Raw genomic sequence first — 22167 nt, forward strand, 5'->3', positions numbered from 1 at the left:
TAACGAATGACCTATCATTGATATTAGTATAACACAATCTCCGTAAAATGTCTAGTCTTTTTCATATAAAGATTATACTTTTATCAGAAATCTAACAACAAAAAACTCTTTCTAGTCGAGTTTTGACTAAAAAGAGTTTCTATTGCAATTCAACTTACGCATACTCTGCATCTTCATCGAATTGACTATTGTAAAGATCAGCATAGAAGCCGTTTTGTTCCATCAATTGTTCATGATTGCCTTGTTCAATGATATTACCATCTCGCATAACCAAAATCAAGTCAGCATTACGAATCGTTGACAAACGGTGAGCAATGACAAAGGAAGTCCGTCCTTCCATTAGCTTATCCATCGCTTTTTGAATCAGCTCTTCTGTCCGCGTATCAACAGATGAAGTCGCTTCGTCCAAGATAAGTAATGGAGCATCTTTAAGAAGGGCACGCGCAATGGTCAGCAATTGCTTTTGCCCAACAGAAAGGCTCACAGTATCGTCCAACACCGTATCATATCCTTTTGGCAAGGTCTTGATAAAGTGATGAACCCCAACAGCCTTGGCTGCCGCCACAACCGCTTCGTCGGAAATGTTTTTCTGATTGTAAATCAAATTTTCCTTAATCGTTCCCTCAAATAACCAAGTGTCTTGAAGAACCATGGAGAAGGCATCATGTACCTCAGAGCGTTTCATTTGCTTGGTATCAATACCATCAATCGTAATCCGCCCTTTCTCAATCTCATAGAATTTCATCAGCAAATTGACAATCGTCGTCTTCCCAGCACCGGTCGGGCCGACAATGGCAATCTTTTGCCCTGCTTTTGCATTGGCAGAGAAATCATGAATAATCGTTCGATCTGGATTGTAGCCAAAGAACACATTATCAAAGGCAACATCGCCTTTTAAGGTCGTGATTTGTTGCGCCTTGTGCTCATCATTTTCCATTTCAGGCTCTGCTAAAAATTCAAATACGCGTCCCATAGCAGCGCTAGCTTGTTGAAGAGTGGTAATCCCTTGCGCAATTTGTGACAATGGTTGAGAGAAAGTCCGTACATACACCATAAAAGCAACAATCGTTCCCATAGTGACATCACCATTCAAGGCCATGCTCGCTCCAACCAAAACGACCATGACATAGCCGAAGTTCCCTACAAACATCATCAAAGGCATCATAATCCCTGAAATGAATTGTGATTTCCACATGCTGTTATAAAGATTGGTATTGAGCGTTTGAAAGGTTTCTTTAGATTCCTCTGCAGCGTTGTAGCTGACAATGACATTGTGACCAGAGTACATTTCTTCTACATAGCCATTGACACTAGCAAGATTTTCTTGTTGTGCTCGGAAAAATCGTTGTGATTTGCCCATAATCAACGCGACAAAGACAAAACCAATCAAGACCGATCCAATCGTCACAAAGGAGAGGATGACATTGTTGTAAAACATCATAAAGAGAACCGCAACGAGAAGCAAACTTGATGAAATCACCGTTCCCAAACTTTGGTTCAGAGATTGTCCAACAGTATCCACGTCATTTGTGACCCGCGAAAGAGTATCTCCTTGGGAATGACTATCAAAATACCGCAATGGTAATTTATTGATTTTTTCAGCAATAGCTGTCCGCAAGCGCTTGGAGAAATGCTGAATCACCGAAGAGATGATAAAGGATTGAGTATAATTTAATAAAGCGCCTGCTGCATATAAAATTGCTAAGAACAGAGCAATATTAGAGATTGCCTGCAAATCAATCTGACTTCGCATTCCTTCTGTGATGAGGTTGGTAATTTCTTTTAATTTGTCCGGTCCATAAACCGTAATAATACTAGATAGTGCCGCTCCCACAAATGCAATGAGCAATGGAAGCTGAAAGCCTTTGATATAAGGTTTCACTTGGCTAAATAAAGATGATTTTTTATTTTCCATTTTCCAATTCCTCCTTCGATAATTGTGAGTAAGCAATTTCTTGATAAACGTCGTTTGTTGCCAGCAATTCTTTATGAGTACCCTGACCAACAACTTTTCCTTTATCCAGTACCAAAATCTGATCGGCGTCCATAATCGTTGAAATCCGTTGCGCCACAATCAATCTGGTTGTATCCTTCACTTTTTTCGCTAATTCTTCCCGCAAAATGCGATCTGTCTTATAGTCAAGCGCCGAAAACGAATCGTCAAAAATCAAAATTTCAGGCTTGCGAGCAAGTGCACGCGCAATCGCCAAACGTTGCTTTTGCCCACCAGAGAAATTCGTACCGCTTTGTGCAACTTCAGATTGCAAACCGTCTTCTTTTTCTTCAACGAATGATTTTGCTTGTGCCAAGTCCAATGCAGCCCACATTTTTTCATCATCCAATGGACTTTCATTGCTTTGTCCAAAGTCTAAATTACTCTTTATATCACCAGAGAAGAGAACAGCTTTTTGTGGAATGTAGCCAACTTTATTATGCAAATCTTCTAGCTGATAATCTTTGACGTTTACACCATCTACTAAAATTCTTCCTTCTGTCACATCATAAAAACGCGGAATTAAGCTGATTAAAGTTGATTTCCCAGAACCGGTTGAGCCAATGAAAGCTACGGTTTCACCCGCTTTAGCTGTAAAGCTGACGTGTTCGATAACAGCCTCAGAATTTTTAGCATAGCGGAAAGAGACATCATCAAATACTACTTCACCTTTGACATCTTTCGCTGTTTTTGGCTGCGTTGGAGACTCAATCGTTGAATACAAATCAAGCACTTCATTGATCCGTCCAGCAGACACCAAGGTACGAGGTAGAATGATAAAAAGAGCCGCCATGAGCATGAAGCCCATCACCACTTGCATGGCATAAGACATAAAGACTACCATATCACTAAAAATTGGCAAACGTTCTGGTAAAGTTGCGTCTTGAATCAAGTAAGCCCCAATCCAATAAATCGCCAAAGTCAAGCCGCTCGAAATCCCCATCATAATTGGATTTAAAATCGCCATGAGACGACTGACAAAGAGATTCAAACGAGTCACTTCATCATTGGCTCCTGCAAACTTGTCATCTTGATAGTCTTCAGCATTGTAAGCCCGAACAACACGAATCCCTGTTAGACTTTCACGCGTAATACTATTTAACTTATCGGTCAACCGTTGAATAACGGATTGCTTTGGAAAGGCAAGCGTCATCAGAACTGTTGTCATGATAATATTCACAATAACCGCCACAATAACCGCCCAGAGCCAGTATTCTGATTTCCCAATGATTTTCGTAATCGCCCAAATCGCCATGATCGGCCCACGAGTCACAACTTGCAAGCCCATGGTAATCATGAGCTGAATTTGCGTAAGATCGTTGGTTGTCCGCGTCAAAAGACTCGGAATAGAGAATCGCTTAATCTCAGCATCTGAATAATCCAGCACACGATTGAAAATATCTGACCGCAAACTCGTTGTAAAGCTAGCCGCCAATCTAGCCGCAATAAAGCCAACTGTCACAGCACTAAGAAAGCTCGCAAAAGACAGCCCAATCATTTTCAAACCTGGATCCCACAAATCAGAAACTACTGTCCCTCTCGTCTGTAGGAGTTCTGTAATTTTTGAAATATAAGTTGGAACCTCTAATTCCAAATAAACTGTTAAACAAGTAAACAAGATACTAATGACAATCATCCCTACTTCTTTAGCAGTTAAACGTTTAAATAATTTAAACATTTGTCTCTCCTTTTTCTAAATTTTCAATATTCTGGTAAAATTTTCCCATTACCTGAAAAAAAGTGACCAACTCTTCTTCTGAAACGTCTGCCAAAAGACAGCGATCCATTTCATCAAAGAAATCCCGAACTTTATTCATGCGTTCCTTTGATTCTGGTGTCAAACGAATGGTCTTCGCGCGTTTATCTACCTCACTCACTTCCAGATAAATCAAACCATTTTTTACCATTCGCTTCATTAAATTACTGGCAACGGACTTGGTAATGCCCAACTCCTGCTCAATATCTTTAATAAAGGTCATCTTGTCACAATCTTCGCGATGGTTCACGAAATGCAATACCTGCCCTTGCGGACCCGCCATAAATTCAATTCCTCGCTCTTTGGCAATTTTTTGAATCATAAGATGCGTCTTCCGCCCAAAGCGCTTGAATTCCAATAATGGTTTTTCCATTTTGATTTCCTTTCAAATAGTTCTCTAGAGAACCAATTGGTTTCCATGAGAACTATTCTACTATAATTCAAACGAATGTCAAGAAAAAAGTTTCTATGAGAACCATTTTTATAAAAAGAAAATAGCTGACCAAAAAATCAGCCAGCTATTCCTATTTTTTCTATATAACAAGTTTACTTTTCAGCATCCTCATATTTCCCAGTATGAAGCTCTGTGATACTATCATGCCCTGGCAACTCAGGCAAACCTAAAGAATCCTCACGAGTAAAGACTTCACGCAAGCCTGATGTCCAAGCAGTTTGTTCTAGTTGTTCTGGACTAATTTGATGTACAATTTCATTGCCACGACCTTCTTTTATCTTTTGTCCAAACAATGGATCAATCAAAGTTCCACGACCAACCGCAATCAAATCAGTCGGAGTCTGTGCAATCGCATCCTGCGCATCTTCCTCACTAAAGACACCACCAACAATAATTAACTTAGTCTGATTATCCAGAATGGATTTAAAATGCTCAGCATAAGTCTGGTCAGAGCCGACAGGTTTTGACGCATATCCTCCCCAGAGCGACAGATGAATGTAATCCAACTCATATTTGATGACTTCTCGAATCAAGGCTTGGGCTTCTCTGTATGTATAACCGACCTCATCTCCATGAATCTCTTCAGGACTGATCCGATAGCCTACAATAAAATCTTTCGGTGCATATTTTTCCACTACTCGTTTCACTTCTTTTACGACTGCAAGAGGAAAAGCCATCCGTTTTTCTAAAGAACCGCCCCATTTATCCTCACGCACATTTGAGAAACTTGAAAAAAATTGCTGCAAGAGATAATGATTTGCGCCATGAATTTCAACTCCCGAAAAACCAGCTTTAATAGCACGCTTGGTGGCACGACCAAAATCCTTGATAATTTCTTCAATCTCAGTATTCGTCATTTCACGAACTGGATAGGACAAAAATGAAAAATCAAGAGCACTAGGCGCCAAAACTTCCTCACCTTTAACAGCACGACCAAAATCCTTGATAATTTCTTCAATCTCAGTATTCGTCATTTCACGAACTGGATAGGACAAAAATGAAAAATCAAGAGCACTAGGCGCCAAAACTTCCTCACCTTTAACAGCACGACCAGAAGCTTCACGTCCACCATGATGAATCTGTAAAATGGCTTTGTTGCCATTTTTCTGCAAGGCTGCCGCAATTTTTTCAGCCCCCTCTAGATGCTCATCAGAGTAAATTCCCAGTTGTTCAGGATAACCTGGAGTAGAGCAAGGTCCACCTGACTCACTCACATAATGGTATTCGGCAATCAATAGTCCTGCCGCCTGCGAACGAGCATGATAATAGCGCAAGGTATCGTCAGAAACAAAACCACCTTTCAAACCACTAAAGGTCAGCATTGGCGGCATAACCAAACGACTGGAAATCTGAGCACCATGACGGAATTGAACCGTATCTGTAAGACTCTTTGACATGACAAATCCTCCTTAAAATTTAAATTTTTGATTCCAATATTATTTTACGAAGCCTGTAGTCGTACACAATAAATCGTCTACCTAAGCTTATTTCTCAGCCTCCATTTCTAGCAAATCCACTTTTTCAGCAAGAACAAAATATTTCTGACGCTTTTTTAATAGCTGTCAACATTGTGAATCAGGCTTCATTTGACAAAACTTTAAAAAATTCCAGTATTTTCCACTGCTAGTCGAGCTTTTCTCCGGCATAGCAATACATTACAACAACGTTTTACTATATCAGAATCCCTTCCAAATGATCCAGCTCATGTTGGCAGATTTGTGCGGGAAAATCTTTCAAAGTCAGCGTTTGTTTTTGCCAATGTTGGTCCAAATATTCAACTGTAATTTCTTTATAACGGGTGGTCGAGCGACTCCCCACAAGTGACAAACAGGATTCTTCCGCTTGATAAGGAAATGACTTCCTTTTCAAAATAGGATTGAACATGATAACAGGCACCATACCATACATAAAAATAATGACCTGCTTCTGCACTCCAATCATATTGGCTGCCATTCCGACACACTTATCTTGGTTCGCTCTTAAGGTATCGAACAAATCTTGCCCAATTCCGACATCTTCTTTGCTTGCTGGTTGTGCTTTCTGCTGCAAAACCAACATATCTTTTACAATTGGTTTAATCATTTTCTTCCTTATATCAAAAAAGAGCAAGCTTATTCAATATTCGCTTACTTGCTCTTAAACCGTTTGCCTACCCTTTGGCTTTTTCGCTGACTTTTTTAGCTAAAACAAAGTTTCCAAGTGTTGCTGACCCATTTCCTGCAACGGCTGGCGTCACAATGTAATCACGCACATCTGGAACAGGCAAATAACCATTCAACAAAACTGTGAACTTTTCACGAACGCGATCCAACATGTGCTGTTGCGCCATAACACCTCCACCAAAAACAATCACATCTGGTCGGAAAGTCACCGTTGCTTGAATTGCTGCTTGCGCAATGTAATAGGCTTGAATATCCCAAACAGAGCTGTTTAGTTCAATATTTTCACCTCGAATGCCTGTCCGAGCCTCTAAACTAGGATCAGCAGCTAATCCCTCTAAACAGCCATTATGGAATGGACATACTCCATTAAATTCTTTTTCCACATCCATTGGGTGTTTTGCAACATAATAATGCCCCATTTCTGGATGACCCGTCCCACCAACAAATTCACCACGTTGAATAGCTCCGGCTCCAATCCCCGTCCCAATCGTATAGTAAACCAGATTTTCAATGCGTCCGCCTGCATTATTTCGCGCCACTACTTCACCATAAGCAGAGCTGTTGACATCTGTCGTAAAGTAAATCGGCACATTTAAAGCACGCCGCAAAGCACCGACAATATCGACATTTGCCCAATGCGGTTTAGGTGTCGTTGTAATAAAACCATACGTTTTTGAATTAGGATCAATGTCAATCGGGCCAAATGAACCAACCGCAAGACCCGCTAAATTCTCAAAACGAGAGAAAAAAGCAATCGTCTTATCCAATGTTTCAATCGGTGTGGTCGTTGGAAATTGTGTTTTTTCAATTACTTCAAAGTTTTCATCTCCAACCGCACATACAAATTTTGTACCGCCAGCTTCTAGGCTTCCATACAATTTTGTCATTTCAAAACCTCTTTTTATTTTGTTTTCTTCTCTATTCATTATAGCATATCTTCGTAGGACTTCTGAGTAAAAATTTCAGTTTTTCTTCTCTTTTTCAAAGAAAAGGGAGTGGGACAGAACTAAAAATCGAAAATTTTTAGTTCTGTCCCACCCCGCAAGGGTGCTTAAACAGCTATCAAGCTGTTTAAGGTTGCAGATGAAGAAAACAAAGTTTTCGTCAAAGGAACTCTTCCGAGCTTGAACAGCGAACAACTTTGATACTTGCTTCGCAAGTTTTATCTGCCACCTCAAAGCAGTGCTTTGAGCAATCATAGCGGCTTGCTGTGCAAGACTGGTTTCCCGCCTTCAACAATTCACTAAATTGTTGAAGCTGCCTTATTCATTTATTACTAAATCTGATAGAAGCTGGACACTTTTTGCCCAGCCTCTTATTTCTTACATTAGGCTTTCAACTCAATTACAGCATCGCCTTTAGCTACTGTACCCTCTGCAACAGGAGTGACAGAAGCGTAATCAGCTGTGTTGGTGATAATCACCATAGTTGTGTCATCAAGACCAGCGGCTGCAATTTTCGCAGCGTCAAATGTACCAAGAACATCACCGGCTTTGACTTTAGTACCTTGAACAACTTTTTGGTCAAATCCGTCACCGTTCATAGAAACTGTGTCGATACCAACGTGGATCAAGATTTCAGCACCATTTGCCGTTTTCAAGCCATAAGCGTGACCAGTTGCAAATGCGATTGTCACTTCTGCATCAGCAGGAGCATACACAACACCTTCGCTAGGTTTTACTGCAATTCCTTGTCCCATAGCACCACTAGCGAATACTGGATCATTGACATCTTTCAGATCAACAATTGAACCAACGATTGGAGAAAGGACTGTTTCGTCAGCAAGAACTGGCGCAGCTGCTTCATTAGCTTCTACTACTTCTTTAGCTTCAGTAGTTTCTTCTTCAGCATCTTTATAACCAAATGCATAAGTTAAACCAAATCCAAGACCAGTAGTTACAAGTACCATAAAGATATATTGAAGAACTTGACCATTCAGATAGAGAAGCGTACCTGGGATAATGGTAATACCAAATCCAGTACCAGCAAGTCCAAGAATAGAAGCTAACCAACCACCAATAGCACCGGCAGCAAGTCCAAGAACAAATGGTTTACCATAACGCAAGTTCACCCCGAAAATAGCTGGCTCAGTGATTCCGAGACCTGCAGAGAGAGCTGCTGGGAAGGCAAGAGCTTTTAATTTTTTAGATTTTGTTTTTACACCAACTGCAAGAGTTGCACCCGCTTGGGCAGTCATAGCAGCTGTGATGATTGCATTAAAGGCATCTTTCCCTTCATTTGCAATCAATTGTGCTTCTAGTAAGTTGAAGATATGGTGAACACCTGTTACCACGATTAGTTGGTGAACACCACCAAGGATAAGACCAGCTAAGCCAAACGGCAAGGCAAGAATAGCTTTTGTTGCAGCAAGAATGACATTTTCAAGTGAGTGGAAAATTGGACCAATGACAAAGAGCCCAAGAACTGACATCACAAGGAAGGTCAAGAATGGCACGACAAGCAAATCAAGCACATCTGGAATTTTCTTATGCAACCATTTTTCAAGTTTCGCACCAAGTAATCCAATGAAGAAGGCTGGCAAAACTGAGTTTTGATAACCAACTACCGGAATAAAGCCAAAGAACATGATTGGTTTTGCATCACCAGAAGCAACAGCCCAGGCATTTGGAAGAGCTGTATTTACCAACATCAAACCAAGTACAATACCGATAACTGGATTCCCACCGAATACACGGAAAGCTGACCAAGAAATCAAAGCTGGGAAGAAGGCAAAGGCTGTATCTGTCAAAACAACTGTGTAAGTATAGAAGTCTGACGCAGCAAAGGCTTTTGAAGTTGTTCCAAATAATCCAAGAATCGTATCATTGTTAATCGCACCACGAATCCCCATGAAGAGACCAGTTGCTACGATTGCTGGCAAGATTGGTACAAATACGTCACCAAATGTACGAACAGCACGTTGGAACCAATTCCCTTTTTTAGCTGCTTCCGCTTTTTGCTCACCAGTTGAAGAAGTTGGCAATCCAAGTGCTACCACTTCATCATAAATTTTATTTACCGTGCCCGTACCAAAGATAATTTGGTATTGACCTGAGTTAAAGAAAGCTCCCTGAACCTTTTCAAGATTCTCAACTTTATCTTTATCAATCTTAGCTTCGTCTTTGACCATGACACGCAGACGAGTTGCACAGTGAGCAACACTACTTACATTATCACGTCCACCAATGGCTTCAACGACTGCTTTTGCAATGTCCTTATTTTCCATTTGCATCTCCTTATTGAAAATAATTAAAATTTATGAAAGCGATTTAATCGCTCCTACGACTATGATTTTAAAATATGTCAAGCGTTTTGCAGAAATTTTATTTTTTTCTGTTAAAAAGTTGATTTTTTTAAAGAAAACGTTTACTATAGTAAGTAAGAAAACTATCTCGGAGGACAAAAGATTGGCTTGGACTACTGAACAACGTTACAAACGCTATGAGCAATGGACTGAAAACGAAATTCAACAGATAAAAGAAAAAATCGCTACGTCGCCTTGGCGTGCTACCTACCACGTAGAGCCTAATACGGGACTGCTGAATGACCCAAATGGTTTCTCCTATTTTGATGGAAAATGGATTGTCTTCTATCAAAATTTCCCTTTTGGAGCAACTCATGGGCTTAAATCTTGGGTACAACTGGAAAGTGATGACCTCGTACACTTTACTGAAACTGGTGTTCGTGTTCTACCCGATACACCATTAGACAGCCACGGTGCTTATTCTGGCTCTGCCATGCAGTTTGATGATCAGCTTTTCCTATTTTATACTGGAAATGTTCGAGATGAGAATTGGGTGCGCCACCCTTACCAAATCGGTGCTTTGCTGGACAAAGACGGACATATTCAAAAACTAAACAAAGTCTTGATTGAACAACCTCAGGACGCTACAGATCATTTCCGTGATCCTCAGATTTTTAACTATCATGGTCAATTCTATGCTATTGTTGGGGGGAAAAATCTTGACAAAAAAGGCTATATCAAGCTTTACAAAGCAGTAGAAAATGATTATACACGCTGGGAAGAGGTCGGTAATTTAGACTTTGCAAACGACCATACTGCCTATATGATGGAATGTCCAAATCTTGTCTTTATTGATGACAAGCCTGTTTTGCTCTACTGTCCTCAAGGCTTATCAAAAGAAATCGCCCCTTATGACAATATTTATCCAAATATGTATAAAATAGGTCAATCGTTTGACACAAAGAAAGCTGCAATGGTTGAACCTAGTTCTCTGCAAAATTTAGACTATGGTTTTGAATGCTATGCCACTCAGGCTTTCAATGCCCCTGACGGACGCGCCTTAGCTGTCAGCTGGTTGGGGTTGCCTGATATTACTTACCCGTCTGACCGTTTCGACCACCAAGGAACGTTCTCTCTGGTCAAAGAATTAACCCTTAAAGATGGAAAACTGTATCAATATCCTGTTCAAGCAATCCAAACCTTGCGAAGAGAAAGTAAAGCATTCACTAACCAAGCACAGACCAAAAACAGCTATGAATTAGAATTAGAATTTACTGCAGATTCTCAAACCGAACTTGTCCTCTTTGCAGACCAAAATCACAAAGGTCTACGCATTCGTTTTGACATCAAAAATGGTCAAGTAACAGTTGACCGTAGTGAAGCTGGCGAGCAATACGCTCTTGAATTTGGTACAGTTCGTAGCTGCACGATTGAAAACCAAGCTACAACCGCTACTATCTTCATTGACAAGTCAGTTTTTGAAATTTTTATTAACAAAGGAGAAAAAGTATTTTCAGGTCGTGTTTTCCCACACACTGATCAAAACGGTATTTTTATCAGTGAGGGAAATCCAACTGGAACTTACTATGAATTAGACTATGGTCGCAAAATTAACTGATGTTGCAAAAATTGCCGGAGTTAGCCCAACAACTGTTTCTCGCGTGATTAACAAAAAAGGTTATCTCTCAGAAAAAACAATCTCAAAAGTAACTGAAGCCATGCGTGAATTAGGCTACAAACCAAATAATCTCGCTCGCAGCTTACAAGGAAAATCTGCCAAACTGATTGGATTGATTTTCCCAAATATCAGTCATATCTTTTATGCTGAACTCATTGACAAATTAGAGCATGAGTTATTTAAAAGAGGCTACAAGACAATTATTTGCAATAGCGAGCACAATTCAAGCAAGGAAAAAGAGTATCTGGAGATGCTAGAAGCCAATCAAGTGGACGGCATTATCTCAGGTAGCCACAATTTAGGAATTTCTGATTATGACCGTGTAACAGCTCCGATTATCTCTTTTGACCGCAACTTGTCCCCTTCCATCCCTGTTGTATCCTCGGACAACTATGCTGGTGGTGTCTTGGCTGCAGAAACGTTGGTCAAGTCTGGTGCCAAAAATATCATTATGATTACCGGAAATGATAATTCCAATTCACCAACAGGTCTCTGCCATGCTGGCTTTGCCTCTGTTTTACCAGATGCACCAATTATCAATATGTCTAGTGACTTCTCGCCCATTCGCAAAGAAATGGAAATCAAAAATATCTTAAAAGACAGAAAGCCCGATGCTATTTTCGCTTCAGATGATTTGACAGCCATTTTAATCATAAAAGTTGCTCAAGAGTTAGAAATCAAGATTCCAGAAGAGCTAAAAGTTATTGGTTATGACGGAACTTATTTTGTGGAGAATTATTATCCACAACTTGCCACTATACAGCAGCCCTTGACTGATATTGCTTGCTTATTAGTCGATCTCTTGCTCCGAAAAATTGCTGGTGAAGAAGTTGTGACAACAGGCTACTTCCTCCCCGTGCACCTTTCTTCAGGAAAAAGCATTTAATACAGAGATGGTTAAACCCCACTTAAGATTTCTCAATACTTAAGTGGGGTTTAGTGTTTATTCGTTGTTCTTATATTTTATCTGCCAGAAGCAGCTCATCAATTGCCTGAGCACAGCCGCCATGGTCATTATCTGCTACAATAATATCTGCCAAGCCTTTGATATTCTCATTAGCATTTCCCATAGCAACGCCAAGACCTGCTGCGCGGATCATGCTTTCATCATTATCTGCGTCGCCAACTGCGATGATTTCTTCCATAGAAAGGTTCAACTGCTTTGCTAAATGAGCTAAACCTTGTCCTTTTTCAACACCTTGCGCTGTTAGTTCAAGACCACTTACTTCTGCTTTTATCATCGTAATATTTTCAGGCAACAAAACTTCATACGACTGATCACGAGCATCAGCTGTTAAGTGATACATATTGATCTTGCCAAAATTGTCTCTTTCCTTAGCTAACAAATCGTAGATATTATCCACCAAAACAGCTGTTTTATCATAAAGTTCAGTATAAATTTCCATATAATAGTTAGCAATATTCTCAAAATGAGACCGCTGAAGATAGCCTTGTCCATCAATCATACCGACCACCATTATGTCTTGAGCTTCTGCTAGAGCTCTCACCTTATCTACTACTATGGCAGGCAATGTTTGCTTTGCTAAAGTTCGCTTGGCTTCCAAGTCATAAATCAATGCACCACTTGCAAGAATAGCATAGCGAATTCCTTGCAAATCCTTCTCATAAAGTCCTAATTCCGACAGAGAACGCCCTGTCGAAAGCGCCACTTGCTTACCAGACGCATGGGCTCTATCTATCGCTGCAATGCTGCTGTTCGCAATCGTCTTTTGACTAGCCAAAAGCGTTCCATCCATGTCAAATGCTATCAATTGATACATCATTACTCCTTTTCTCTTAAGTCTAGTATAACACAGAAACGAATAGAAAGTACAAGCAAAAAATCACTTCAGAGTCTATCTGAAGTGATTTTAATCTGTCAACAAAGTCGAAGACAGTTTTATAATTCTTTTTTATAGTTTTCAACTTCTGCTTTATTAGCCCAAACAAAGTGTCCTGGACGAATTTCAACCATTTCTGGCTTATCTACTGAATAATCATGTTGATCAGCATCGTAAACTTTCAACACTTTCTTCCGTTCTAAAATCGGATCCGGAATTGGGACAGCTGACAATAAAGACTGAGTATAAGGATGAATTGGATTGTTAAAGAGTTCTTCTGTTTCAGCTACTTCGACAATCACACCCTTATAAATAACCGCAATACGGTCTGAAATAAAGCGTACAACTGATAAATCATGAGCAATGAAAAGATAGGTCAAGCCCAATTCTTTTTGGAATTTTTTCAGTAGATTTAAAACTTGCGCACGCACAGACACATCCAATGCTGAAATTGGCTCATCTGCAATCACAAAGTCTGGTTCCATAACAAGTGCACGGGCAATCCCAATCCGCTGACGTTGACCGCCAGAAAATTCATGTGGGTAGCGCGTCAAATGCTCTGACAACAATCCAACTTCATGAATAATATCTTTCACTTTCTTCTTGCGTTCTTCTTCATCTTTAAATAAGTGGAAATTATACAAGCCTTCTGAAATGATATAATCAACTGTCGCACGTTCATTCAAACTGGCAGCAGGGTCTTGGAAAATCATTTGAATTTTACGAATGATTTCTGACTCTTCTTCTTTGGACTTCTTACCATTGATTTTCTTTCCGTCAAAGAAGATATCACCCTTACTGGTATCGTTCAAACCAATAATCGCACGACCGATTGTTGTTTTTCCAGAACCAGATTCTCCTACAAGTGAAAACGTTTCTCCTTTATTGATAAAGAAATTTGCATTTTTTACAGCAACAAATTTCTTGCTTCCCTCACCGAAGGAAATTTCCAAATCTTTAACTTCTACTAATTTTTCAGGCATTTCCTTCCTCCTAAGCATCTAAATGAGCAAAGCCCATTTTTGAGCTAATTTTTTTGTGTAAATCATCAATAACAGCAGGCTTATTCACTTTTGGAGCATTTTCATGGAGCAACCATGTCTTTGCCCAATGAGTATCTGACACATAGATTTGAGGCGGTGTTTCCTCAAAGTCAATTTCCATGGCATAATCCGAACGCAAAGCGAAAGCATCTCCTTGCAGGTGCGAATAGAGCGAAGGCGGTGTCCCTGGAATAGAGTAAAGCCCTCCTTTATCATCTGCCAACTGTGGTAAACTTGATAGCAAGCTCCAAGTATAAGGATGACGTGGATCGTAAAAGACTTCCTCTACTGTTCCGTACTCTACGATTTCTCCAGCATACATAACGGCAACCTTATCGGCAATACTTGCTACCACACCAAGGTCGTGAGTGATAAAAATAGTTGTGAATTCATATTCTTGTTGCAAAGATTTCAACAAATCAATGATTTGTGCTTGAATCGTAACGTCAAGCGCTGTCGTAGGTTCATCACAGATGAGAATATCAGGACGACAAGCAAGCGCAATAGCAATAACAATCCGTTGACGCATCCCACCTGAATATTGGAAGGGATATTCATAAAAGCGCTTTTCAGCATCAGGAATACCGACCTTATTCATATAGTCAACAGCCATTTCTTTCGCTTCTTTAGGCGTTTTCTTTTGGTGCTTGATAATCACTTCTGTAATTTGGCTACCGATTGTGTTAATAGGGTCTAAACTTGTCATCGGATCTTGGAAGATTGTCGCAATTTTAACACCGCGTATAGGCTCCCAATCTTTATTGGACTTCAATTTTGTCAAATCTTGTCCGCGGTAATCAATTGTTCCTTGAGCCACTCGACCATTTTCTTCTAACATTCCAGTAAAAGTTTTGGTCAAAACAGACTTACCAGATCCTGACTCTCCAACGAGAGCAAGAACTTCACCTTCGATGAGGTCAAGCGAAACACCACGAATGGCTGTTAAGACTTTATCACGAACGTCAAATTCCACGACAATATCGCGAGCAGTCAATATTACATTTTTTTCTTGTGTCATATTTACTCCTATCTATGTGTACGTGGATCACTAGCGTCCGCTAAGTTTTGACCGACAACGAATAATGAAAGTGAAACCAAAATCAAGGTTGTCAATGGAATCCAGAAAAGATACGCATTTGTCGTCACATTTTGTGAATAATCCGAAATCAACCGTCCTAAACTAGGTACTGTGACAGGAAGCCCCAAACCAAAGAACGATAGAAAGGCTTCATAAGAAATGAAACTTGGAAGTAATTGTGAAGCCGTTGTCACAATAACAGAAACCAATTGTGGCATGATATTTTTCACAATGATTTTCAGTGTTGGCGTTCCTAAGGTACGACTGGCAAGGTTGTATTCCAAGTCACGATAACGCATGATTTGAATACGAATTGTATAAGCAATCCCCACCCAACCTGTGATAGTCATGGCAAAAATCAAGTTCCAAAAACCAGCACCGATTGAGTAAGTCAAGACAATGACAATCAAAAGAGACGGAATGTTTGAAATAATATTATAGACTTCCATCATGACACGGTCAACGGTTTTTGAAATTCCCCAGATACCGCCAACTACAATACCAATCACAAGGTTAATCAAGGTTGCAATAACAGAAATGAGAATAGAGTTACGTGCCCCAAACCACACTCCGTCAAAAAGGGATTTCCCGTTGCTATCTGTACCAAACCAATATTGAGCATTCGGCTTAATATAACGTGCACTAAAGTCATTAACCTTGCTGACATCGTTAAAGTCGAAATCTGAGAAAATTGGATAAATGAAACTCATCAAAATAATGGCGACCAGAATTCCCAACATAACAACTGTTGATTTCTTTTTCAAGAATTGGCGCATAACCGATTTCCAGTAAGAATATGCTGGAGCATCAATTGTTTCAGAGGCAAAATCATCACGTTTGACAAATTGGAACTTAGTCTTATCAATTGTAGCCATTATTTACCTCCTTTTGATGTTAATTTAATACGTGGGTCAAGCACTGTCATCAGAATATCACCCAATAGAAGAGCGAAGATAGAAAGGCAAGTAAAGATAAAGACCAGACCAACGACCATAGAATTGTTTGAAGCTTTAACAGAGTCAATCAACATTTTACCCATACCTGGGAAAGCGAAGACTGTTTCAGTCAAGGTCGCACCTGTAATAACCCCAATAACTGAGTTTGGGATACTAGATACAAGTGGTACCATGGCATTTTTGAAAATATGTTTATTAGAAATTTCTTTTTCAGAAAGACCTTTTGCTCGTGCAAAACGAACAAAGTCTTGTGATTGCAAATCAATCATATAGCGACGAATCCAAACGGCTGTCCAAGGCGCACTCAAAAGTCCAAGAATGACTGCTGGCAGCACATAAGAGCGCCAATCTCCTGCCCCTAAAATAGGGAATGAATCAGGCAAGCCGATTGCTGAACCAATCAAGCGAATGATATAAACCAAGGCAATGGTTGGTAGTGACATTAAGAAAGTCAAGGCTCCAGTTGAAATACTGTCAAACAATGTATTCTTAAAGCGAGCCATATAAGAGCCGAGTGGAACAGCAATTAAGTAAGATAAAGCCAGACCAATCAAACCAACAATTGCAGAACTTACAATCATTGATGGATATTGGTAGTTACTTTCTGTTGCCGTATAAGGATCATCTTTTCCGTAATTGGCAACATCTCGTGCATCGGCTTGCCTTGGAGATTTATAGGTACGCGTATAAATATTGACAGATGATGTTTTCTTTCCTGTTGGGAATTGAACTTCTGAAGTCTTGGTTTGACCTTGTCCTTGTGAAATAACTTGTAAAACTGGAAGATTTGCATAGGTTGGATAAGAAGTTCCAAGATTTAATCTTACAAAATTTTGGTGGACAAATGGAAATTGACTATTGAAATATAGTAAATATTTATGTCTCGTTCCAGATCCAACAACAGACCAACCAATAGCAGGATCATTCTCAATGCGGATGTAACGCTTCAAATTCGGATTAGAAGCATCTTTCACAGCACCTGTGTGGTCAATTTGAATCAAATTACCATAGAAGCCAAGAACACGCTCATAGACCGGAACTTCACGAGTTGCATAAAATTGCTTGCTTTCTTTGAACTGCTGCAATTTCCAACCGCGGCCCAGCTTTTTGATGTAAGCTTCATAGATTTTTTTATTTGCATTAGTAGGTTCTACTGTTACAGAGGAATTTTCTTTGCTAGCTTTTTCTTGCAATTCCTTCGTATCATAGTAGTCAATATAACCCATACGCTCAAAAATCGTATTTTCATAATTGGCTTTTTTATCAGGAGTCGTAGCTATTTTATTATAGTTCGGATCCTGTTTGAAAATCAACTTCCTAGGCACCATGGTATAGATAATGGTGTAGGTCAATGTTGTTACCATGAAAATAGATACTAAAGAGCGTAAGATACGCATAAAAATATATTTCTTCATTTACCGTTTCCTTTAAAATCCCAAAAGAACTTTCCCTCCTTTTAGAGAAAGTTCTGATGAGAAGTTTATTTTACATGATCTGCTAATTCTTTTTGTATTTTAATGATTCAGCATGAGTCACATCAGATATTCCACTTTAATAACTATGGTTAAGTTATTAAACATAACCTGTCAGTCAAGACCGAAGGAAGAGCTAGAGAAATGCCACGCGTCACGACAAATATCTATTTTCAATTTTAGAATACCTTCAATTTTTAAACTGATTGTTTAAAATTATATCACAATTCTGGTCAATTGTAAAATCAATTGTCAGAATATTTTTATCATAAATGAACTTTTTTTGTTTTTCTGTTAAATTTTTTCTAATTATTTAACATGATCTGCAAGTTCTTCTTGAGCCTTTTGGTTAGATTCTGCACGCTTTTTATTCCAATCATCCATAGCTTTCTTGTATTGGTCTTGTGTAATAGGCTCATCTTGGATTTCAAGATATTTGTATAGAATTGTTTCACTATTTCCTTTGTTTCCTGACCAAGCAAACGGATTGGTAAATGGTACTGTGCGAGAAAGAATTGGACGACCCGTTAATGTTGTTGTTGGAATGACTAACGCATTATCTGTCAACCAAGCTTGGGCTGCTGCATATTTTTCATAGCGTGCATTCGTATTATTGGTTTCTTTTTCAGCTTCATTCAATAATTTTTCATATTCGTCCATACCAACTTGTGCTGCGGCAGCGTTATTCGTGCCTGCATCAAAACCTAGATAAGTCTTAGTATTTTCACCACTTGAAGGTTTGATAACATCAAGGTAGGTAGATGGGTCTTGGAAGTCTGGACTCCAACCAACATTATCAGAAAGGTCCCAATCTTCTGCCGCTGCAGACTCAGCAAAGTAAGTGATATTATTCACGTCGTCTTTAGACATTTGTTGAATATCAATCACAACATTTTCTTTCCCAAGATTTTGTTCAATAGATTGCTTCAATGATTGTACACGTTGAACTTTATTAGTTGCTGTTTGGTCAACTGGCATATCAATGTGGATTGGGAATTGAACGCCGTCTGCTTGAAGCGCTGCTTTAGCTTTAGCTAATTTTTCTTTGGCTTTAGTTGGGTTGTAAAGCCCGTCTTGCGCATCATTTAAGTTGATATCTTTCCAACTTTCATCGTAGCCAACTAATTTTTCTTTGACCAAATCTCCAAAGCTCTTGTCATCTGTTTGAACAAAGGTTGGTGGTACAAAGAGATTACGAAGCATCTTCGTTGCACCGTCTTTACCATTTACTTGTGACGCATAAGCTGTGCGGTCAAATGCAAATGTAATGGCTTGACGGAAGTCTTTGTTCAGCAATGCTTTCTTAGTAGAAGTCTTTTGAGCATCCGTTGTCTTTGAAGTGTGATTGTAAGATTGACGGTCAATGTTTGTAGACACTAAGTAAGTCGTTGCATCTTATGGGGTATAAACGATGTTGTCTTTGTATTTTTTGCTGACAGAAGCATAACTTGGGCTAGTTGGAAATACTTTTGCATTGGTAAATGAACCATCACTAAATCCTTTAGCAAGTTTGTCTTGGTCTTGACCATCATAGTAAGACAACTTGATGTTATCAATGTGCACATTTTTCTTATCCCAGTAGTTTGGATTTTTAGCAAATTCAACAGATGATTTTGCAGTGATAGACTTCAGCAAGTATGGTCCATTATAAAGAAGACTAGATGGATCTGTTGCTTGTGCAAATTTATTGCCTTTTGATTTCAAAAATTCTGCATTAACTGGTGCTAAAACGCCCATTGTTGTTTTTGAGTTCCAAAAGCTTTCTGGTCGATTAAGAGTGTATTGAACTGTGTAGTCATCAACTGCTTTGATACCAACAGAAGAGAAATCTTTATTTTCACCCTTCATGTAAGCATCCAAGCCTTTGATTGAATCTTGCACCAAGTAAATAGCATCAGATTTGTTGTCTGCAGCATATTTTAAGCCCGTCACAAAGTCTTGCGCCTTAACTTCTGCATACTCTTCACCTTCTGATGTGTACCATTTCACACCCTTACGGAGTGTATAAGTGTAGGTCAAGCCATCCTTAGAGACGGTATAATCCTTTGCCACAGAAGGGATTAAGTTCCCGTAACGGTCATTTTCCAATAGTCCATCAATGACGTTACTGGTGAGATTTGCAGTAGCAGCTTTCCCAGTTGTCAAATAGTTCAAATTATCTGGATCTTGCTCATAAACATATGAAAATGTTTTGTTGCTAGAACTTGTTTTAGAGCCAGAACAAGCCGTTAAGGCTCCTGCTGCAAGTAGGCTAACAGCCGCTAAAGCAATGATTTTACTTTTCTTCATGAATATTCCTCCCAAATTCATTATTTTTATACATTCTAGCACACAAACAGTAAAAAGTAGATAGAATTTTCTAAATTTTATGACATATTTTGGAAGCTGATTTAATAAGGTTTATATTAATCTATTAACCTTTAGAAATTAAAAAAGCAGGTTTTCCTCACCTTTTAGTGAGTTTTACCTACTTTTATCATTGTATTATTTTACATGATCAGCTAATTCATCTTGAGCTTTTTTATTAGACTCGGCTTTTTCTTTTTGCCATTTCTTCTTAGCTGCTTCATAGTCTTTCTTCGTGACAGCATCTTTACCAACTTTAATGTATTTATAGTAGGTTGAGCTACCTTTACTACCTGTTTGCGCAAATGCACCTGAGAACGGTTGAATGCGTGACACAAAAGTTCCGGCACCTGTTGAAGCCATTGTTGGCAAGACAAGCGAACTGTCTGTTAACCAAGCTTGTGCTGCTGCATATTTTTCATAACGTTTTGCAATGTCTGTTGTTTCTGCACCTGCTTCATCGACTAATTTATTATATTCGTCCAAGCCAACTGCTTTAGCACCGGCATTTTCACTACCAGAGTCAAAACCAAACCAAGTCTTCGTATTGTCAGAAGCCGTTGATTTCAAAATATCAAGATAAGTAGATGGATCTTGATAATCAGGACTCCAACCAACAGCACCTGAAATATCCCAGTCTTCTCCAGCTGCATTTGGAGCATAGTAAGTGACGTTATTAAAGTCGTCTTCTGACATCATATTCAAGTCCATGACAACATTTTCTTTGCCGAGTACTTTTTCAACAGATTGTTTTAAAGACTGCATCCGAGCAACGTAGTTCTTAGAAGTTTCTACAACAGGAACGTCTAAGTGGATTGGGAATTTCACACCTTGAGCTTGCAAAGCTTCTTTTGCTTTTGCAAATTTTGCTTTTGCTTTTGTTGGATTGTACAAGCCATTTTGTGAATCAGCTAGTTTGACACCCTTCCAGTCATCGCCATAGCTTGCTAATTTTTCTTCTACAACATCACTAAATGATTTTTCACCAACTTGAACAAAATTAGATGGTACAAACATATTACGGATTGCTGTGGCAGCACCATCTTTACCATTTACTTGTGCTGCATAAGATTCGCGGTCAAGTGCAAAGTTCAAAGCTTGACGGAAGTCTTTGTTCAACAATGCCTTTTTCGTTGAATTTTTTTCTTCATCTGTTTTCTTAGCCGTATGGTTGTAAGATTGACGGTCAATATTAAGGGCTAAAGCAGCCGTTCCAGAGCCTGCTTCTGCTGTATAGATATTGTCCTTGAATTGTTTTTCAAAAGTTGCAAAGTTTGAACTTGTTGGGAAGAGGCGTGCGTATGAGTATGCCCCATCTTTGAAATTACGAGCCAATGAGTCTTGGTCTTGACCATCATAGTAAGCAAGTTTAATGCTATCAACTTTTACTTTATCTTTATCCCAATAATGTTTGTTTTTAACATATTCTACTGCAGATTTTGCTGTGATAGCTTTCATCAAGAATGGTCCATTATAAAGGATTGAGTTAGGGTCTGTTGATTGGCCAAATTTATTTCCTTTAGATTTCAAAAATTCTGCATTGATTGGCCACATAATGGCAGAGGTTGTCTTAGAATTCCAATATGGTTCTGGCTTGTTCAATGTATACTGAACAGTATAATCATCAACTGCTTTCACACCTACCGTTGAAAAGTCTTTTGTTTGACCATTCACGTAAGCATCTAAACCTTTAATTGAGTTTTGAACCAAATAAAGAGCCTCAGATTTTTTATCGGCAGCATGTTTCAGTCCAGTTACAAAATCTTGCGCCTTGACTTCAGCATATTCTTCACCTTCTGATGTGTACCATTTGGCACCCTTACGAAGTTTATAAGTATAGGTTAAACCATCTTTTGATACAGTCCATGACTTAGCCATTGATGGTACAAGATTTCCATATTTGTCATTTTCTAACAATCCGTCAACTCCATTTGTCACAAGATCGCTAGTGGTTGCTTTTCCTGATGTTACATAATCCAAAGTTTCTGGATCACCAGAATACACATAACCAAATTTTGTTTCAGCCGAGTTTGATTTCGAACCCGAGCAAGCTGTTAAAAAACCAGCAGTTAGTAGGGCTACCCCTGCTACTGCAATAATTTTACTTTTTTTCATAGGTACCTCCGAAAACTATGATATATTCT

Annotated in this window: 15 protein-coding genes and 1 pseudogene; 2 read left to right on the forward strand and 14 right to left on the reverse strand. The window is 39.2% G+C overall.

What is annotated here, in order from left to right; all coding sequences use genetic code 11:
• Positions 1-154 precede the first annotated feature (154 nt).
• The 7 genes from FQ204_RS04430 to FQ204_RS04465 all read right to left on the reverse strand — a co-directional run bounded on the left by FQ204_RS04430 (position 155) and on the right by FQ204_RS04465 (position 9591).
• A complete protein-coding gene (locus FQ204_RS04430; RefSeq protein WP_144209111.1) occupies positions 155-1915 on the reverse strand; it encodes an ABC transporter ATP-binding protein in 1761 nt (586 codons plus the stop codon).
• Positions 1905-3671 (reverse strand): ABC transporter ATP-binding protein, encoded by a 1767-nt coding sequence (locus tag FQ204_RS04435; protein WP_144209115.1) that lies wholly within the window; start codon positions 3669-3671, stop codon positions 1905-1907. Before FQ204_RS04435 ends, FQ204_RS04430 begins: the two co-directional genes overlap by 11 nt.
• Complete coding sequence (locus FQ204_RS04440) at positions 3664-4122, reverse strand: MarR family winged helix-turn-helix transcriptional regulator (protein WP_144209118.1); 459 nt, start codon at positions 4120-4122, stop codon at positions 3664-3666. Before FQ204_RS04440 ends, FQ204_RS04435 begins: the two co-directional genes overlap by 8 nt.
• Before the next feature lie 173 nt (positions 4123-4295).
• Positions 4296-5600 carry an NADH-dependent oxidoreductase gene (locus FQ204_RS04445; RefSeq protein WP_144209121.1) on the reverse strand — a complete coding sequence of 435 codons (1305 nt, stop codon included), beginning with the start codon at positions 5598-5600 and terminating at the stop codon, positions 4296-4298.
• 274 nt (positions 5601-5874) lie between these two features.
• Positions 5875-6285, reverse strand: coding sequence for a peptide deformylase (locus FQ204_RS04450; RefSeq protein ID WP_144209124.1), 411 nt, complete (start codon positions 6283-6285; stop codon positions 5875-5877).
• 67 nt (positions 6286-6352) lie between these two features.
• Positions 6353-7252, reverse strand: coding sequence for a fructokinase ScrK (gene scrK / locus FQ204_RS04455; RefSeq protein ID WP_144209127.1), 900 nt, complete (start codon positions 7250-7252; stop codon positions 6353-6355).
• A gap of 440 nt (positions 7253-7692) precedes the next feature.
• Positions 7693-9591, reverse strand: coding sequence for a sucrose-specific PTS transporter subunit IIBC (locus FQ204_RS04465; RefSeq protein WP_144209133.1), 1899 nt, complete (start codon positions 9589-9591; stop codon positions 7693-7695).
• Between the two features lie 181 nt (positions 9592-9772).
• On the opposite strand from FQ204_RS04465, the gene FQ204_RS04470 reads away from it, so the two are divergent.
• Together FQ204_RS04470 and FQ204_RS04475 are read left to right on the forward strand one after the other, a co-directional pair.
• Complete coding sequence (locus FQ204_RS04470; RefSeq protein WP_144209136.1) at positions 9773-11227, forward strand: sucrose-6-phosphate hydrolase; 1455 nt, start codon at positions 9773-9775, stop codon at positions 11225-11227.
• Positions 11208-12173: a LacI family DNA-binding transcriptional regulator gene (locus FQ204_RS04475; protein WP_144209139.1), complete on the forward strand. Its 966-nt coding sequence runs from the start codon at positions 11208-11210 to the stop codon at positions 12171-12173. The genes FQ204_RS04470 and FQ204_RS04475 overlap by 20 nt, the downstream gene beginning before the upstream one ends.
• Positions 12174-12243: 70 nt before the next feature.
• Here FQ204_RS04475 and FQ204_RS04480 read toward each other — a convergent pair whose 3' ends face one another.
• The 7 genes and pseudogenes from FQ204_RS04480 to FQ204_RS04510 all read right to left on the reverse strand — a co-directional run bounded on the left by FQ204_RS04480 (position 12244) and on the right by FQ204_RS04510 (position 22138).
• Complete coding sequence (locus FQ204_RS04480) at positions 12244-13068, reverse strand: Cof-type HAD-IIB family hydrolase (protein ID WP_144209143.1); 825 nt, start codon at positions 13066-13068, stop codon at positions 12244-12246.
• A gap of 119 nt (positions 13069-13187) precedes the next feature.
• A complete protein-coding gene (locus FQ204_RS04485) occupies positions 13188-14111 on the reverse strand; it encodes an ATP-binding cassette domain-containing protein (protein ID WP_144209146.1) in 924 nt (307 codons plus the stop codon).
• 10 nt (positions 14112-14121) lie between these two features.
• A complete protein-coding gene (locus FQ204_RS04490; RefSeq protein ID WP_144209148.1) occupies positions 14122-15189 on the reverse strand; it encodes an ABC transporter ATP-binding protein in 1068 nt (355 codons plus the stop codon).
• A gap of 8 nt (positions 15190-15197) precedes the next feature.
• Positions 15198-16124, reverse strand: a complete 927-nt coding sequence (oppC, locus tag FQ204_RS04495; protein WP_144209151.1) for an oligopeptide ABC transporter permease OppC — start codon at positions 16122-16124, stop codon at positions 15198-15200.
• Positions 16124-17620, reverse strand: coding sequence for an ABC transporter permease (locus FQ204_RS04500; protein WP_144209154.1), 1497 nt, complete (start codon positions 17618-17620; stop codon positions 16124-16126). Before FQ204_RS04500 ends, oppC begins: the two co-directional genes overlap by 1 nt.
• A 366-nt stretch (positions 17621-17986) precedes the next feature.
• Positions 17987-19966 (reverse strand): annotated as a pseudogene (locus tag FQ204_RS04505) (peptide ABC transporter substrate-binding protein).
• Positions 19967-20161: 195 nt separating this feature from the next.
• Complete coding sequence (locus FQ204_RS04510) at positions 20162-22138, reverse strand: peptide ABC transporter substrate-binding protein (protein ID WP_003070579.1); 1977 nt, start codon at positions 22136-22138, stop codon at positions 20162-20164.
• Positions 22139-22167 lie beyond the last annotated feature (29 nt).

It is taken from the genome of Streptococcus constellatus, assembly GCF_902167705.1.
GTDB classification, from domain to species: Bacteria; Bacillota; Bacilli; order Lactobacillales; family Streptococcaceae; genus Streptococcus; species Streptococcus constellatus_A.

Excerpts from the sequence above, each read along its gene's own strand:
- scrK (WP_144209127.1), bottom strand. The coding sequence starts at position 7,252 with ATGACAAAATTGTATGGAAGCCTAGAAGCTGGCGGTACAAAATTTGTA.
- FQ204_RS04435 (WP_144209115.1), bottom strand. The coding sequence starts at position 3,671 with ATGTTTAAATTATTTAAACGTTTAACTGCTAAAGAAGTAGGGATGATT.
- FQ204_RS04440 (WP_144209118.1), bottom strand. The coding sequence starts at position 4,122 with ATGGAAAAACCATTATTGGAATTCAAGCGCTTTGGGCGGAAGACGCAT.
- FQ204_RS04450 (WP_144209124.1), bottom strand. The coding sequence starts at position 6,285 with ATGATTAAACCAATTGTAAAAGATATGTTGGTTTTGCAGCAGAAAGCA.
- FQ204_RS04510 (WP_003070579.1), bottom strand. The coding sequence starts at position 22,138 with ATGAAAAAAAGTAAAATTATTGCAGTAGCAGGGGTAGCCCTACTAACT.
- FQ204_RS04430 (WP_144209111.1), bottom strand. The coding sequence starts at position 1,915 with ATGGAAAATAAAAAATCATCTTTATTTAGCCAAGTGAAACCTTATATC.
- oppC (WP_144209151.1), bottom strand. The coding sequence starts at position 16,124 with ATGGCTACAATTGATAAGACTAAGTTCCAATTTGTCAAACGTGATGAT.
- FQ204_RS04485 (WP_144209146.1), bottom strand. The coding sequence starts at position 14,111 with ATGCCTGAAAAATTAGTAGAAGTTAAAGATTTGGAAATTTCCTTCGGT.
- FQ204_RS04500 (WP_144209154.1), bottom strand. The coding sequence starts at position 17,620 with ATGAAGAAATATATTTTTATGCGTATCTTACGCTCTTTAGTATCTATT.
- FQ204_RS04445 (WP_144209121.1), bottom strand. The coding sequence starts at position 5,600 with ATGTCAAAGAGTCTTACAGATACGGTTCAATTCCGTCATGGTGCTCAG.
- FQ204_RS04465 (WP_144209133.1), bottom strand. The coding sequence starts at position 9,591 with ATGGAAAATAAGGACATTGCAAAAGCAGTCGTTGAAGCCATTGGTGGA.
- FQ204_RS04490 (WP_144209148.1), bottom strand. The coding sequence starts at position 15,189 with ATGACACAAGAAAAAAATGTAATATTGACTGCTCGCGATATTGTCGTG.
- FQ204_RS04475 (WP_144209139.1), top strand. The coding sequence starts at position 11,208 with ATGGTCGCAAAATTAACTGATGTTGCAAAAATTGCCGGAGTTAGCCCA.
- FQ204_RS04480 (WP_144209143.1), bottom strand. The coding sequence starts at position 13,068 with ATGTATCAATTGATAGCATTTGACATGGATGGAACGCTTTTGGCTAGT.